Raw genomic sequence first — 15,250 nt, 5'->3', positions numbered from 1 at the left:
TGCCGGAAGGAACATGACTTGTGAGATGAAGTCATCATGGGCAGGCTCGACGTCAATCGCTCCGGCGAAATGGAGGTGTTCTCGCGGGTCGTCGAACTCGGCGGCTTCACGGCGGCGGCGCGCGACTTCCGCATGACGCCGTCTGCCGTCAGCAAGCTGGTGGCGCGGCTGGAGCGGCGGCTCGGCGTGCGGCTGATCAACCGCTCGACGCGAAAGCTGCAGCTGACGCCTGAGGGCGCTGCCTTCCATGACCGGGCGCTGCGCATCCTCGGCGACATGGACACGGCCGAGCGCGAGGCCGCCGCCGGTACTGCGCCGCGCGGGCGGTTGCGGGTCAACTGCAACGTGGCCTTCGGGCTGCACTACCTGCTTCCGCTGGTTCCGGCCTTCATCGCCCGGCATCCCGACGTCACCGTCGATATCGTGCTCACCGATACCGTCGTCGACCTGCTCGAGGAACGCGCCGACGTCGCCATCCGGGTCGGCCCCTCGCGCGAATCGCGGCTGCTTGCCCGAAAGCTCGGCGAGACGCGCAGCATGGTGGTGGCCTCGCCGGCCTATCTGGAGCGGCACGGCATGCCGAAGTCGCCCGCCGATCTCGCCGGCCACAACCGCCTCGGCTTCTGTTTCGTCAGGCTGATCGAGGGATGGCCGTTCGCCGACGGCGGCGGCGGGACAGTCAACGTGCCGCCGCTGGGCAATGCGCTGGTCAGCGACGGCGAGGCGATGCGGCATCTGGCGATCGCAGGGCTGGGCATGGCCCGGCTCGGCGTCTTTCACATCCGCCGCGACGTCGAGGCGGGACGCCTGGTGCCGGTGCTGGAGGATTTCAATCCGGGCGATACCGACCCGGTGCATGCGATCTTCGTGGGGCAGGGCGGGCACCTGCCGGCGCGCGTGCGCGCCTTCCTCGACTTCCTCGCCGAGACGGTGCGGCTCGACCGATAGGCCGTGTCCTTATCGAATTGCAGCCATGCCCATTGACAGCCGGGCGTCCGATCTGGCTGGCTCGACGCTCGCACGAGGAGCACATCAATGGAAATCGTCACGCCGGGCCTTGCCAACATCACGCTGTTCACCGGGGCGGCGCTGATCCTGCTGCTCGTGCCCGGCCCGGCTGTTCTCTACATCGTGGCGCGGTCGGTGGAGCAGGGGCGGTTCTCCGGCTTCGTCTCCGATCTCGGCATCCACTCGGCGACCCTGGTGCATGTCTTTGCCGCGGCGCTCGGCCTGTCGGCGCTGCTCGCCTCGTCGGCGGTCGCCTTCAGCGTCGTCAAATATGCCGGCGCCGCTTATCTGATCTGGCTCGGGTTGAAGAAGATATTCGGCCCCGCCGAGCCGCTCGACATCGAGGGCCAGATGAAGCGCTACGGCCATTGGCGCCTGTTCCGCGACGGCTTCGTGGTCAACCTGCTCAATCCGAAGACGGCGCTTTTCTTCCTCGCCTTCCTGCCGCAGTTCGTCGACGTCAGCCGCGGCCACCTGGCGATGCAGATCACCATCCTCGGCCTGATCTTCACCGGGCTCGGCTTCCTCACCGACGGTTGCTACGCGCTCGCCGCCGGCACGGCGGGCGGCTGGCTGAAGCGCAGCCGCGGCTATCTCAAATTCGAACGTTACGTCAGCGGCGTGCTGTTCATCGGCCTCGGCGTGAGCGCGGCGCTGGCGGGCAACGGCAAGAAATAGACGGCCTCAGCACCCGCGAGGCGGCGGAAAAATCGTCGAGAACCCACTCAATGCCGGGATTCTCGAGACAAAACCATCGGCTTTTCGCGGAAATCGGCGCGATTGTGAGCGCTTCCCGCAAATCGTGATCGACTTTTGCGGGCGTCGGTGCCGCATTTAGCAGTTTGTTTTTTCTTTTTTCTTATGCCAGCAATTACGACGCGCAACTGTCCCGAGGATACAGGGAATGCTTCGTGTTGTGAGCTGCCTGGCCTATGAGCACGACCTGTCCTTCGTCCTGGTCGCTGCGGTCATCTGCATAGCCGGCTCCGTTATGACGATGCGCCTGTTCGACCGGGCCAAGCGTCTCTCCTCGGCAAATCGTGCGATCTGGGTCGTGCTGTCGGGCGTGGCCGGCGGCGCCGCCATCTGGACCACCCACTTCGTCGCCATGCTGGGCTTCCGCCCGCCGGCCGAATTCGCCTACGAGCCGGTGCTGACGCTGGTCTCGTTCGGCTTCGCCGTGGTGTTCGTGGCGGCCGGCCTGCATGTGGCGACCCTTTCCGCGAAGGGATGGCAGATCGAGGCGGGCGGCGCGCTGCTCGGCCTGGGCATCTCGGTCATGCATTTCACCGGCATGAACGGCCTCGACGTCGCCGGCCGGATCGAATGGGACTGGACGCTGGTTGCCGCCGCGGTGGTGCTCGGCGTCGTCTTCGGGGCGCTCGCCACCAACCGCGCGGGCAGGGCCGCCGGCGCGCCCGGCAAGCTGCTCGGCGCCGGTGCCCTGGTGCTGGCGATCTGCTCGATGCACTTCACCGCGATGGGTGCCGCCATCTTCGTTCCCGATGCATCGGAAGGGATGGCGACGGGGGTCTTCTCGCGCGAACTGATGGCCCTGTCGGTGCTCGCCGTCATGTCGATCGTCACCGGGCTGGCGCTCTACGTGCTCGACGCGCGCTCGCAGCGCGAGATGCTGGACAGCTTCCGCCATGCGGCGCTGCACGATCCGCTCACCGGCATGCCGAACCGCGCCTACCTGTCGTCGCGCCTGCCGGCGATGCTGGAGGCCGGCACCAGGTCGGGCCGCAAGGTCGCCATCATCGTCCTCGATCTCGACCGCTTCAAGGACGTCAACGACGTCCACGGCCATACGGCGGGCGACGCGCTGCTGCAGTCCCTGACGACGCGGCTCAAGGAAGTCACCCTGCCGGGCGAGTTCGTCGCCAGGGTAGGGGGCGACGAGTTCATCGCGGTCAAGCAGGATATCGCCGGCGAGAACGACGTGCTCGGCTTCGCCCAGAGGCTGGTCGCCTGCATTTCGCGGCCCGTCGCCTATCGCGACCGCACCTTGTCGGTGGGCGTCAGCCTCGGCATCAGCCTCTATCCGACCGATGCCGATACGGCGGACGAGCTGATCGGCGTCGCCGATCTCGCCATGTATCGCGCCAAGAAGCAGGTCGGCCACAAGATCTGCTTCTACGACCAGTCCATGGACGAAGGCAGGCGCACCAGGAGCGTGCTGGCGATGGATCTCTATGGCGCGGTCGGCCGCAACGAACTGCTGCTCCACTACCAGCCGCAGATCGACATCAGGAGCGGCGAGATCACCGGCTTCGAGGCGCTGCTGCGCTGGCAGCACCCGCAGCGCGGGCTGGTCGGGCCGTCGGAGTTCATCCCCATCGCCGAGGAGACCGGCCTGATCCTGCCGATCGGCGAGTGGGTGCTGCGCACCGCCTGCGCCGAAGCGGCGTGCTGGCGCAAGCCCTACAAGCTGGCGATCAACATCTCGTCGGCGCAGTTGACCCAGTCCGGTCTGCCTGGCCTCGTCCACGAAATCCTGCTTGAGACCGGGCTTGCGCCGTCGCGGCTGGAGCTGGAGATCACCGAGGCGACGATCATCGACGACGTCAACGGAACCTTGCGCGTGGTGCGCCAGCTCAAGGCGTTGGGCGTCACCATCGCCATGGACGACTACGGGACCGGCTATTCGTCGCTGTCGACGCTTCAGATCTTCCCCTTTGACCGGATCAAGATCGACCGCTCCTTCGTCGAGCGGGTGACGACCAACAGGGCATCGGCGGCGATCGTCAAGGCGACGATCCTGCTGGCCGACAATCTGGAAATACCGGTGCTGGCGGAGGGCGTCGAGACCGAGGAGAATCTCGGCTTCCTGCGGGACGCGGGCTGCGCCGAGGCGCAAGGCTTCCTGTTCGGCCGGCCGCTGCCGGTGTCGGACATCGCCGCCCTGGCCGGGCGGGCGCGAAAGACAACCGTCCAGCTGCTGCCGCAGCGCCCTGCCGAAAGCGGCTCCTCGGCCACTCCGCTCGGCGTCGAAAACCTTGCCAAGGTCGCGGCCGCGCCGCGATAGGCTCCATCCGCCTCGTCCATTGCCGCGATAGCACTTGCATTTGCCGGTCGGCCGGCGCATAAGGCCGAACCGTAACGTACGGTACGGTCCGTGAGCGGGCCGGGCAAGCGGGAAGATCGGTGTTGCAGTCCGCATCGCACAGCGAAGGCGTTGAGAACGGGATGCTGACGGACCGTCAGCAGGCCGTGCTGGATGCCGTGCTGGCGCTGATGGTCGAGCAGGGCGGCGACTTCAGCATGACCTCTGTGGCACGCCGCGCCGCCTGCTCGAAAGAGACGCTCTACAAATGGTTCGGCGACCGCGACGGCCTGCTGACGGCGACGGTGCGCTGGCAGGCGTCGAAGGTGCGCGCCGGCAACTATGACAGCCAACGGCTCGACGCCGCGGCGCTGCGCGAGAGCCTGGAGAATTTCGCCGCGAACTGGCTGAAGGTGATCTCGACGAGCACGTCGATCGCGCTCAACCGCGTCGCCGTCAGCCATGCGGCGTCCGGCAAGAGCAACCTCGGCCGTATCGTGCTCGAAAACGGGCGCTTCGCCATCGGCGAGCGGCTGAAGCCGCTGCTGGAGGCCGGCCGCGCCGCCGGGCTGCTTGCCTTCGACGACAGCGAAGCGGCGTTCCGCAGCTTCTTCGGGCTGGTCGGCCGCGACGTGCAGATCCGCCTGCTGCTGGGCGACGGTCTGAAGCTGACGGCCGCCGAGATTTCGCGCGATGCAAGCCAGGCGACGGCGCAGTTCCTCGCGCTTTTCGGTGCAGAGCGCCCGAAGGCCCGTTTTATCTGACACCATCAACCAGGAAGGGAATGTCTCAATGCGTGTCTATTACGATCGCGACGCCGATCTGAACCTGATCAAGGGCAAGAAGGTCGCCATCATCGGCTACGGCTCCCAGGGTCGCGCCCATGCGCTCAACCTCAAGGATTCCGGCGTCAAGGAGATCGCCATCGGCCTGAAGGCCGGTTCCCAGACCGCCAAGAAGGTCGAGGCCGACGGGCTGAAGGTGATGAGCGTCGCCGACGTCGCGAAATGGGCCGATTTGATGATGATGGCCACGCCCGACGAGCTGCAGGCCGACATCTATCGCGACGAGATCGCGCCGAACATCCGCGACGGCGCGGCGATCGCCTTCGCCCACGGCCTCAACGTGCATTTCGGCCTGATCGAGCCGAAGAAGACCGTCGACGTGCTGATGGTCGCGCCGAAGGGCCCGGGCCACACCGTGCGCGGCGAGTACCAGAAGGGCGGCGGCGTGCCCTGCCTGGTGGCGGTCCACCAGGACGCTTCGGGCAACGCGCTCGACCTCGGCCTCTCCTATGCCTGCGGCGTCGGCGGCGGCCGTTCGGGCATCATCGAGACCAATTTCAAGGAAGAGTGCGAGACCGACCTGTTCGGCGAGCAGGTGGTGCTGTGCGGCGGCCTGGTCGAGCTCATCCGTGCCGGCTTCGAGACGCTGGTGGAAGCCGGCTACGCGCCGGAAATGGCCTATTTCGAGTGCCTGCACGAGGTGAAGCTGATCGTCGACCTGATCTATGAGGGCGGCATCGCCAACATGAACTACTCGATCTCCAACACCGCCGAGTGGGGCGAATACGTCTCCGGCCCGCGCATCATCACCGCCGAGACCAAGGCCGAGATGAAGCGCGTGCTCAACGACATCCAGACCGGCAAGTTCACCAGCGAGTGGATGCAGGAGTACCGGGCCGGCCTGTCGCGCTTCAAGGGCATCCGCCGCATGAACGACGCCCACCAGATCGAGGAAGTCGGCGCCAAGCTGCGCGGCATGATGCCGTGGATCGCCAAGAACAAGCTGGTGGACAAGGCCAAGAACTGAGGCGATCCACGGTCTTTCGTCTGCGCGTCCTCGGGCTTCGCCCTGCGGGCGCGCGGGGATCGCCAAGAACAAGCTGGTGGACAAGGCCAAGAACTGAGGCGATCCACGGTCTTTCGTCCGCGTGTCGGGCTTCGCCCTGCGGGCGCGCGGGGATCGCCAAGAACAAGCTGGCGGACAAGGCCAAGAATTAAGGCGATCCACGGTCTTTCGTCTGCGCGTCCTCGGGCTTCGCCCTGCGGGCGCGCGGGGATCGCGGAGAAAAAGCTGGTGGACAAGGCGAAGACCTAAGTCAATTCAACAGCCTCCTCCAGGAAATTAACCCTGTTCGTAACGGCAGGTTCGCAAGGGCCGCGGCACACTCCGCGGCCCTTGTTTTTTGCTAGACTGCGATTCGCAGGGCAGGGCGCGTTCGGAGGGTTTGATGCAAATCGAATCGGCGCTCGAGCTGCAGGCGCGAATCTTTTCCCAGATATTCAACTTCATCGAGCTGCCCGCGGCAGCAGGCATGGGCGCGTTTTTGCCGCCCGGCCTTTTCCTCGACCCGATGCTGCTGGAGACCAAGTCGGCGCGGCCGCGCCGGCCCCCGCGCCGACGCGCCAACGACATCGCACTCGGCGTGACCGAAGGGACGGGCGCCGGCGATGCCAGGCTGGCGGTGCTGGTGCAGAGCCGCGGCAAGATGCAGAGCGCGGTGGTCGAGGACATCGTCGGCCTGGCCAGGGGCGAGGCCGAGGTTCTCTACATCGGCCGGCAGCGGCCGCTGTGGACCACCGCGCGCAACGACCCGATCCGGCTGGGCTGCAGCATCTCGCCGGTCACGGTGCCCTATGCCGGCACGCTCGGCTGCTTCTGCCGGGACAATCTGAGCGGCAGGATGGCGATCCTGTCCAACAACCATGTGCTGGCCGACGTCAATGCCGTGCCGGTCGGCACGGCGGTGATGCAGCCGGGGGCGCGCGACGAGGGCAATGCCGAAAAGGACGTCATCGCCGAGCTCATCCGCTTCGTGCCGATCCAGTTCGGCGGTTTTCCCAACCGTGTCGATGCGGCGGTGGCCGCGCTCACCGACCATGGCAGGGCGGAGGACCGCGAAACCCTCTACGACAGCGAGGAGGTTCCCGAGCCGGCGATCACCTTGCAGCCCGGCGAGTTGGCCGAAGCCCTGCCGGGGATGAGCGTGTTCAAGACCGGCCGGACGACACGTCATACGCGCGGAAAAGTGCGCGCCGTCAACGTCAACAACTACCTCGTCGACGTCGGGGTGGGGCTGGCGCGTTTCGACGGCCAGATCGTCATCGAGACAGACATGGCGCCGCAGCCGTTCAGCCGGCCGGGCGACAGCGGCTCGCTGATCGTCGACGAAAACGGCCGTCCCCTCGGCCTGCTGTTTGCCGGTTCGGCCTCGGGCGGCGCCGGAAACGTTGGATTCACGGGGGCAAACCCTATATTGTCGGTGACCGAGCAATTGGGCGTGACCCTCGTCTAGGGCAGGGCGGGATCGTCACAAAGACGGTGTGGGGCCGGCATGAAACACTCGATGGATGAGGCCAGGGAAATCCAGAAGGCCTTCGAGGAGCGCTTCGGTGACAAGGAGGGGCTGCTCGGGGTGGGCATCTGTCTCAATCCGGGCAAGGACGACCTGGCGCTGAACATCTCCGTATCGCGTGAGGGGCAGGCGTCGGACCTGCCGGAGACCTTCGACGGCCTGGACGTGGTCGTCGACGTGGTCGGATCGATCCGCGCCTTCTGAAGCCTTCACCGGACGTATCGCCGCGGACACGGTTTTGTGTCCGCCTGTCCCATCCCGGCACACTTGCGCCTGGTCCGGTTCTTGCAGCACTTCTCGTGTCCAGCGAGGAGGCCGGCAAATGACACCAATCACGGAAAAATCCATCGGCATCGACGGCCTGGTCTTCGCCGAGCGCAGGCAGGCGGAGCGCCGCCGTGTGCTCAAGGGCGGCAGGCTCTCCTTCAACAGCGGCTATGGCAGCGCCGAATGCGTCGTGCGCAACCTGTCCGCGACCGGAGCGCGTCTCACTTTCGGGGATAGCTCGGCCATTCCGCAGCGCTTCGACCTTCTGATCACCAGCGAGGAAATGCCGCGCGGCGCAGTGGTGCGCTGGCGCAGCCAGACGGCGCTCGGCGTGTCTTTCGAGTAACGCCTGCGGGCGATGTTCCGTGCCGTTTCGGCCGGCCCCGCGGGGGGCGCCGGCGGCGGCACGAGAGCCGGCGCAGCGGGGGGCTGCGCCGGCTCAGCGGCTGAATGAAGATCAGCGTTCAGTTATAGGGCGAATAGCACTGCCGCCGCGGCCCGTTATAGGGCTGGAAGGTGTTGTCCCAAGCGCGATAGCTGCGATAGCGCGAGTAGCACCAGCGCACATGCCCGTTGCCGGCGACCGGCGCGCGGTAAACGCGGCGCGGCGCGACGTAGTAGGGATCGTATCCGCCGTAGATCGGCACGCCCAGGCTGAGATAGATGCCGGAGTCGTAGCGATCGCGGTAACGGCGATACCGCCAGCGATCGTCCCAGTCGCGGCGGGCATGCCGCCGCCAGTAGCGGTCGCGGCGCCATTCGCGGTCGCCCCGCCAGTGGCGGCGCTCGCCGCGCCAATGGCGACGATCGTCGCGCCATTCGCGGTCTCCACGCCACTGCCGGCCGCCGCCACGCCATTCGCCGCCGCCGCGCCGCTGCCGCCAGACCGGATTTGTCCCGCCGCGGAACTCGCCCTCGACGACCGGTACGACAGGAACGGCTGAGCCGGCCGCCGGCGCCTGCGGTTTGGCGATCGGGAGCGGCGCCGACTGAGCGCTCCCCGCGAGGCCGGTCAGCACGCCGAGCGCTATCACGCCCGCGCGCGCGAAACTCGAGAATGCGGTGATCATTTTCAGGTCTCCAGAACCATACCCGCCGCCCGCGGATGCCGAGAGAGGAGCATCGTAGGACCACCACGATGAACGGCGGATGAATGGTTTTGTTCCGGCGCAGCCCGCGGGAGCCAAGCCACGGGCTTGTCTTCGCCTGCGCCAGAAGGCATGAAGCGCTGCATGTCGCTGCGCCTCGCCACGTTCAACGTCGAGAACCTGATGAACAGGTTCGACTTCTCCGGCTATCGCAACCAGCTCCACCAGGACCGCACCCTGGCGCTGTTCCACATCCGCGACGAGGCGGAGTTCCGGCTGCTGGAGCAGGCGCGCACCATCGCCCATACCGACGATACCCGACAGCTCACGGCGCTCGCCATCGCGGCCGCCCGCGCCGACATATTGTGCCTGCAGGAGGTCGACAACATCGAGGCCCTGAAGGCTTTCGAATACGGCTACCTGTTCAAGATGGTGGGGCAGGGATACCGGCAGAAGTTCACCACCGCCGGCAACGATACGCGCGGCATCGACGTGGCTGTCATGATGCGCGAGCAGACGCGCGACGGCCAGCCGATCGAGTTCGTGCGCATGAACAGCCATGCGCCGCTCAGCTATGGCGAGCTCGGCCTGCACACGCCGGAGCTGGCGGCGCTCGGCATCGAGCCGCAGGAACGGGTGTTCCGCCGCGACTGCCTGGAGATCGATGTCCGCGTCGGCGGGCAGCCGCTCACCATCTATGCCGTGCACTTCAAGTCGATGGGCGGGCCGCGCGACGGCGTGCCGGGCCGCGACGCCACCATGCCGGTGCGCATCGCCGAGGCGAAGGCTGTGCGCCACGTCATCGAAAGCCGCTTTGGCATCAATCACGCGCGCGCAAAACGCTGGGTGATCTGCGGCGACCTCAACGACTACCGCCAGCGCGTCGTCATCGAGGGCGACGGGCAGCCAAGCTATGCCTTCGCCGTGGTCGACGAGCAGGCATCGGCGCTCGACCACCTGCTCGCCGACGGTTTTGCCCACAATGTCGTCGAACGCCTGCCGGAGATGGAGCGCTGGACGCTGTATCACACGCGCGGGCCGCAGGAGCGGCATCTGTGCCAGCTCGACTACCTGCTGCTGTCGCCGGCGCTGGCCGAGCGCAACGCCACCGCCGTGCCCGACATCGTCCGCAACGGACAGCCCTGGCGCACGATCTTCCCGCCGGGCCAGGAGGTCGAGCGCTTCCCGCGCGTCGGCTGGGACCGGCCGAAGGCGTCGGATCACTGCCCGGTCGCCATAACCCTCGACATTGCGTGACGCGCAAGTTCCGCAGGGCTGGAGAGGAAGCAGGCAGCATGTTCGCGTTTCCCCGCAACCAGGTGGCGCCGGTCTCGGCGGTCGAGGTAAGACTGGAACCGGGCCCGCATCCGTTCGAGGTCGAGCACGCCGCGGCGATCGAGGCCAGCTGGCAGCGCGAGGTCGCGGCGAATCCCGCGCTGTTCGACGGCCGGGTCGTGCTGCTTTCGCAGATCGCCTACGATCGCGGCAGGCTGACCGGCCGCTGCCATGCGGTCCGCTATGCGACGCTCCTGCACTGGCGGCACAGCCGCCCGGCCGGTGCCGAGCACGCCTTCGCGCATGCCGCGCTGGTGTCGGGCGACGGCGCGCTGGTGGCGATCCGCATGGGCGCGCATACGGCCAATGCCGGAAAGGTCTATTTCGCCGCCGGCTCGTTCGAGCCGGTCGACTTCCGCGACGGCCTGGTCGATATCGATGCCAACATGGCACGCGAGGTGTTGGAGGAAACCGGGCTCGACATCGCCGTTGCGCCGGTCGACGAGAGCTATCACCTCTATTCGCAGAATGCGACGACGGTGATCTTCCGCCGCTACCATCTGGCCGAAAGCGCCGACGCCATCGCCGCGCGGATTTCGGCCTTTGTCGCTTCCGAGGCCGAGCCGGAGATCGAGGGGCCGGTAATCATCCGCGGCCCCGACGACCTGCCCGACGGGCTGATGCCGCATATGCGCGCGATCGTCGACTGGCACTTCGGCCAGTGAGTTTCCGCATGGCGGCGCAAGAGCCTTCGCGCTGCCGTCAGCGTTGCTATTCGTGCCTTAGCGCCACGATCGGGTCGAGCCGGGCGCCGCGCAGCGCCGGGAAGAAGCCGAACACCATGCCTATCAGCGCCGAGAAGCCGACGGCGAGCAGGATCACCGCCGGGCTCGGCGCGAACGGGATGGCCAGCGCAAGCGAGGCGGCGCCCGCCAGCGCCAGGCCGATGGCGATGCCGATCAGCCCCCCGAGCAGCGACAGCACCGTCGCCTCCACCAGGAACTGCACGAGGATGTGCCGTTCGTGGGCGCCGATGGCCAGGCGGATGCCGATCTCGCGGGTACGCTCGGTCACCGAGACCAGCATGATGTTCATGATGCCGATGCCGCCGACCAGCAGGCTGACGCCGGCGACCGCGCCCAGCATGCCGGTCATGGTGGCGGTGGCGCTCGCCATGGCGTCGGCGATCTGGGTCATGTCGCGCACGTCGAAATTGTCGTCCGCGCCCGGCGCGATGCGGCGGGTCTCGCGCAGGATCGTCTCCATCTCCTCCTGGACGTCGGAGGTGGCCACCCCGTCCATCGCAGAGACGTAGATGGTGTCGATGTTGCGCCTGCCGACGATGCGGCGCTGGTAGGTGGTGAGCGGCATGACCACGGTGTTGTCCTGGTCCTGGCCGAAGCCGGACGTCCCCTTGCTCTCCAGCACGCCGATGACGCGGCAGCTCATCTTGCCGACGCGGATCGACTGGCCGTCCGGATCGCCGGCGCCGAAGAACAGCGTCCGCACCGTCTGGCCGATGACGCAGACATTGGTGCCGCCGCGCGCTTCCGATTCGGTGAACAGGCGGCCCTCGGCCAGACCCCAGTCGCGCGCGACGAAATAGTCGAGGTCGGCGCCGGTGACGTCGGCGGCGGTGTTCTGCGCGCCGAAGACAACGCGCACCGTGCTCTGCGCGGCGGCCGAGACGGCGCGCGCCGAAGTCAGGCCGCCGACAAGGCCGGCAACGTCCTTCTCGTCGAGCCGGCGCGGCGTGAACGAGGTCGAGCCGGAGCGGTCCGGCCGGGCGGCGCGCACCACCAGAAGATTGCTGCCGAGCTGCGCGATGTCGGACTTGACCTTCTCGGTCGTGCCGCTGCCGATGGTGAGCATGGCGATGACGGCGGCGACGCCGATGACGATGCCGAGCAGCGTCAGGAACGAGCGCAGCACGTTGCGGCGTACCGAGCGCAGCGCCAGCCGGACGGTTTCCCACAGCATCACGCCGCCTCCGCGTTCAGCGTGTCGGACGCGACGTGGCCGTCGAGGAAACGGATGGTGCGGTCGGCGTAGCCGGCGACGTCCTGCTCGTGCGTGACCATGACGACGGTCAGGCCGAACTCGCGGTTGAGGCGCGTCAGCAGGTCCATGATCTCGTGGCTGCGGGCGGTGTCGAGATTGCCGGTGGGCTCGTCGGCCACCAGCAGCATCGGCCTGGTCACGATGGCGCGGGCGATCGCCACGCGCTGCTGCTGGCCGCCCGAGAGTTCGGCCGGGGTGTGGTGCTCGCGGCCGTTCAGCCCGACCTCGGCCAGCGCCTGCATGGCGAGCTGCCGGCGCTCGGAGGCGGGGACGCCGCGATAGATCAGCGGCAGCTCGACATTCTCCGCCGCCGTGGCGCGGGCGAGCAGATTGTAGCCCTGGAAGACGAAGCCGATGTAGCGGTTGCGCAAGGTGGCGCGGCGGCCGCGATCGAGCCGGCCGGCGTCGGCGCCGAGAAAGCCGTGGCGCCCCCCGGTCGGCGTGTCGAGGCAGCCGACGATGTTCATCGCCGTCGACTTGCCGGAGCCCGACGGCCCCATGATGGCGACGAACTCGCCGCGGTCGATGGAAAACGACACGCCGGCCAGCGCATGCACGCTGGCCTCGCCCCTGCCGTAGGTCTTCCAGACGCCGTCGAAGCGGATGAGCGGGCGGTCGGCGCTCATCCGCCGCGCGCCCCGCGCGCGCCGGTGATCACCTGGTCGCCTTCCGACAGGCCGGACAGGATTTCCGTGTTCTCGCCGTCGCTGGCGCCCGCCTTGACGCGCACGGCTTCTGGCTGGCCGTCCTTCAACAGATAGAGGGTGCGCGTGCCGTCCTGCTCGCGGGCGGCGGGGCGGGCACCGCGCGGCCGGCCCATGCGCGGCATGAACAGCCGCTGCAGGCTCCAGCCGGTCTGGCTCGCCTGCACCGGCGGGCTGTAGCGGAAGGCGGCGTTGGGCACGGTCAGCACGTCGCCGGCCTGGCGGGTGACCACGGAGACGGTCGCCGTCATGCCCGGCCGCAGCAGCAGCTCGTCATTGTCGACGTCGAGGCGGGCATTGTAGGTCACCACGCCTTCCGTGGTGGCCGAGGCGTAGGAGATGTCGCGGATGTCGGCGTCGAAGCGCCTGTCGGGAAAGGCGTCGACGGTGAAGCGCGCCGCCTGGCCGGGCTTGACGCCGCCTATGTCGGCCTCGTCGATGGCCGCCTTCAATTCCATCTTCTTCAAATCGGCGGCCAGCACGAACAGCACCGGCGCCTGCAGCGACGAAGCGACGGTCTGGCCGGGATCGACCGAGCGGGTGAGCACGATGCCGTCGATCGGCGCATAGATCCTGCTCTTCTGCAGATCGGCCCTTTGCAGCTCGAGCTCGGCCTGGGCGATGGCGAGATTGGCCTCGGCGACCGCGAGGGCCGCTATGGCACGGTCGCGCGTGGCGAGCGCGGTGTCCAGCCCCTGCTGCGCCACCATGCCCCGGTCGGACAGCCGCTGCGAGCGAGTCAGCGTCTGTTCCGCTTCCTTCAGCGTGGTCTCGGCCTGTCCGATCTGCGCCTGCGCCACCTTCACCGAGGCTTCCGCCCGGTCGACATTGGCGAGGGTGCGGACCGTGTCGAGCTCGGCCAGCACCTCGCCCTTCCTCACGGTCTGGTTCTCGTCGACGGCGACAGAGCGGACGACGCCGGACAGTTCGCTGGAAATGTCCACCTGGGTCAGCGGCTGCAGCGTGCCGGTGGCCGAGACCTCCACGGTGAGATTGCCGCGCGTGGCCGGCACGGTGGCGAAGGTGATCGGCGCCTGCGACGGCGACGCCCACCAGTACACGCCGCCCGCGGCGGCCGCCAGGAGAGCGGCGGCCAACGTCGCGCGAACCAGCCGGCGGCGCCACCGGACGCGCGGGCTGGCGTCGAGACCGAGCGCGGCCTCTATCGACGGCGGGTTGTCCGCGCCTGGCCGATTGACAATCTGGTCCATCGAGGACCCCTATGATCGAGATTCCCTTCGCGTCACAGGTCATGCCGGGGCGATCGGATTTCAAGTTAATTTTCGCTCATGTTGGAGCGGCTGGAGGATCGAGGCGATGCAGAAACGCCGCTATGTGGTCTACGACGTGTTCACCGGCGAGGCGCTCACCGGCAATCCGCTTGCCGTGGTGCTCGATGCCGAGGGTCTGGATCTCGCCGCCATGCAGCGCATCGCGCGCGAGTTCAACCTGTCGGAATCGACCTTCGTGACCGCGCCGGAGGATCCCCGGCACAAGGCGCGGGTGCGCATCTTCACCCCCGACTACGAGATGCCCTTCGCCGGCCACCCGACCGTCGGCACGGCGATCGCGCTGGCTGAGCTCGCCGGCAGCACCGAGCCGTCGATCCTGGTGCTGGAAGAGAATATCGGGCCGGTGCGCTGCGTCGTCGGCCACAGCGACGGCGTGGCCTTCGCCGAGTTCGGCCTGGCGAAGCTGCCGGAAGCGCTGCCCTTCACGGTCGATGCCGACGTGGTCGGCGCCGCGCTCGGGCTCGGGCCGCACGAGATCGGCTTCGAGAATCACCGCGTCTCCTACTGGTCGGCGGGCGTGCCCTACGTCATGGTGCCGGTGTCGGGCCTGAAGGTGGCCGCCAAGGCGCGGCTCGACAATGAAGCCTGGATGGACATCTCGCCGCAGAAGAGCGGCAGCGCGGTCGCCTCCGCCTATGTCTACTGCCGCGAGACGGTGCATCATGACAGCGCTTTCCATGCGCGCATGTTCGTGCCCGGCAATCCTTCCTACGAGGATCCGGCGACGGGCTCGGCGGCGGCGGCCTTCGCCGGGGCGGTCGCCAGGTTCGACGAGCCGATGGACGGCTCGACGCGGCTGTGGATCGAGCAGGGCATGGAGATGGGCCGGCCCTCGCGCATCCGCCTGGAGATCGACATGGAAGGCGGACGCATCGAGGCGGCGCGCATCGGCGGCCAGGCGGTGAAGGTGGCGGAGGGCGTCCTGCTGGTGTGAGCCGGCGTCTCTCGACTTGGGTTCCTCGCCCCCAAGTGCAGGCTATCGCATATGAGCTTACCCCCACCCCTGACCCCTCCCCACAAGGGGGAGGGGGACTGCGTGGCCGCTGTGCAGCGCAAAACCGTCGACGATTGTGCCTGGCGGTGATGCCAGCAAGTCCCCCTCCCCACAAGGGCAGGGCTGTCCGGGGAAAGTCATGCATAGTGGAAAGCCA

Annotated in this window: 15 protein-coding genes; 11 read left to right on the top strand and 4 right to left on the bottom strand. The window is 67.8% G+C overall.

Going from position 1 to position 15,250, the window contains the following annotated elements; all coding sequences use genetic code 11:
- Positions 1–36: 36 nt before the first annotated feature.
- The 8 genes from AC5JDC_RS08285 (at position 37) to AC5JDC_RS08250 (ending at position 8,025) form a co-directional block, all read left to right on the top strand.
- Positions 37–948, top strand: coding sequence for a LysR family transcriptional regulator (locus AC5JDC_RS08285; protein WP_495840765.1), 912 nt, complete (start codon positions 37–39; stop codon positions 946–948).
- A gap of 87 nt (positions 949–1,035) precedes the next feature.
- Complete coding sequence (locus AC5JDC_RS08280; RefSeq protein ID WP_495840763.1) at positions 1,036–1,686, top strand: LysE family translocator; 651 nt, start codon at positions 1,036–1,038, stop codon at positions 1,684–1,686.
- Positions 1,687–1,912: 226 nt separating this feature from the next.
- Complete coding sequence (locus AC5JDC_RS08275; RefSeq protein WP_495840761.1) at positions 1,913–4,036, top strand: putative bifunctional diguanylate cyclase/phosphodiesterase; 2,124 nt, start codon at positions 1,913–1,915, stop codon at positions 4,034–4,036.
- Positions 4,037–4,197: 161 nt separating this feature from the next.
- Complete coding sequence (locus tag AC5JDC_RS08270) at positions 4,198–4,818, top strand: TetR/AcrR family transcriptional regulator C-terminal domain-containing protein (RefSeq protein ID WP_495840759.1); 621 nt, start codon at positions 4,198–4,200, stop codon at positions 4,816–4,818.
- A 28-nt stretch (positions 4,819–4,846) separates the two neighbouring features.
- Positions 4,847–5,866: a ketol-acid reductoisomerase gene (ilvC, locus tag AC5JDC_RS08265; RefSeq protein WP_495840757.1), complete on the top strand. Its 1,020-nt coding sequence runs from the start codon at positions 4,847–4,849 to the stop codon at positions 5,864–5,866.
- A 421-nt stretch (positions 5,867–6,287) separates the two neighbouring features.
- Entirely contained in the window at positions 6,288–7,352 is a 1,065-nt protein-coding gene (locus tag AC5JDC_RS08260; protein WP_495840755.1) for a chymotrypsin family serine protease, read from the top strand.
- A gap of 51 nt (positions 7,353–7,403) precedes the next feature.
- Positions 7,404–7,616 (top strand): hypothetical protein, encoded by a 213-nt coding sequence (locus AC5JDC_RS08255; protein ID WP_495840753.1) that lies wholly within the window; start codon positions 7,404–7,406, stop codon positions 7,614–7,616.
- Positions 7,617–7,734: 118 nt separating this feature from the next.
- Positions 7,735–8,025: a PilZ domain-containing protein gene (locus AC5JDC_RS08250; RefSeq protein ID WP_495840751.1), complete on the top strand. Its 291-nt coding sequence runs from the start codon at positions 7,735–7,737 to the stop codon at positions 8,023–8,025.
- A gap of 118 nt (positions 8,026–8,143) precedes the next feature.
- Here AC5JDC_RS08250 and AC5JDC_RS08245 read toward each other — a convergent pair whose 3' ends face one another.
- The gene (locus AC5JDC_RS08245) at positions 8,144–8,749 is read right to left on the bottom strand and encodes a BA14K family protein (protein WP_495840749.1); all 606 of its coding nucleotides are present in this window, start codon (positions 8,747–8,749) and stop codon (positions 8,144–8,146) included.
- Between the two features lie 162 nt (positions 8,750–8,911).
- Here AC5JDC_RS08245 and AC5JDC_RS08240 point away from each other — a divergent pair, with 162 nt between their 5' ends.
- A complete protein-coding gene (locus AC5JDC_RS08240; protein ID WP_495840747.1) occupies positions 8,912–10,024 on the top strand; it encodes an endonuclease/exonuclease/phosphatase family protein in 1,113 nt (370 codons plus the stop codon).
- Between the two features lie 38 nt (positions 10,025–10,062).
- Complete coding sequence (locus tag AC5JDC_RS08235) at positions 10,063–10,767, top strand: hypothetical protein (protein WP_495840746.1); 705 nt, start codon at positions 10,063–10,065, stop codon at positions 10,765–10,767.
- A 46-nt stretch (positions 10,768–10,813) separates the two neighbouring features.
- Here the strand turns inward: AC5JDC_RS08235 and AC5JDC_RS08230 are convergent, their stop codons facing one another.
- Genes AC5JDC_RS08230 through AC5JDC_RS08220 form a run of 3 tightly spaced genes read right to left on the bottom strand, consistent with a single transcriptional unit; the run spans position 10,814 to position 14,018 of the window.
- Positions 10,814–12,022 (bottom strand): ABC transporter permease, encoded by a 1,209-nt coding sequence (locus tag AC5JDC_RS08230; RefSeq protein ID WP_106774423.1) that lies wholly within the window; start codon positions 12,020–12,022, stop codon positions 10,814–10,816.
- Positions 12,022–12,729, bottom strand: coding sequence for an ABC transporter ATP-binding protein (locus AC5JDC_RS08225; RefSeq protein ID WP_495840743.1), 708 nt, complete (start codon positions 12,727–12,729; stop codon positions 12,022–12,024). Before AC5JDC_RS08225 ends, AC5JDC_RS08230 begins: the two co-directional genes overlap by 1 nt.
- The gene (locus AC5JDC_RS08220; protein ID WP_495840741.1) at positions 12,726–14,018 is read right to left on the bottom strand and encodes an efflux RND transporter periplasmic adaptor subunit; all 1,293 of its coding nucleotides are present in this window, start codon (positions 14,016–14,018) and stop codon (positions 12,726–12,728) included. The genes AC5JDC_RS08225 and AC5JDC_RS08220 overlap by 4 nt, the downstream gene beginning before the upstream one ends.
- 106 nt (positions 14,019–14,124) lie before the next feature.
- Between AC5JDC_RS08220 and AC5JDC_RS08215 the strand changes: the two genes are divergently transcribed.
- Positions 14,125–15,033 carry a PhzF family phenazine biosynthesis protein gene (locus AC5JDC_RS08215; protein ID WP_106774426.1) on the top strand — a complete coding sequence of 303 codons (909 nt, stop codon included), beginning with the start codon at positions 14,125–14,127 and terminating at the stop codon, positions 15,031–15,033.
- Positions 15,034–15,250 lie beyond the last annotated feature (217 nt).

Source organism: Kumtagia sp., assembly GCF_059502445.1.
Note: the sequence above shows the minus strand (reverse complement) of the source record. Positions and strands in the feature narration are given on the sequence as shown.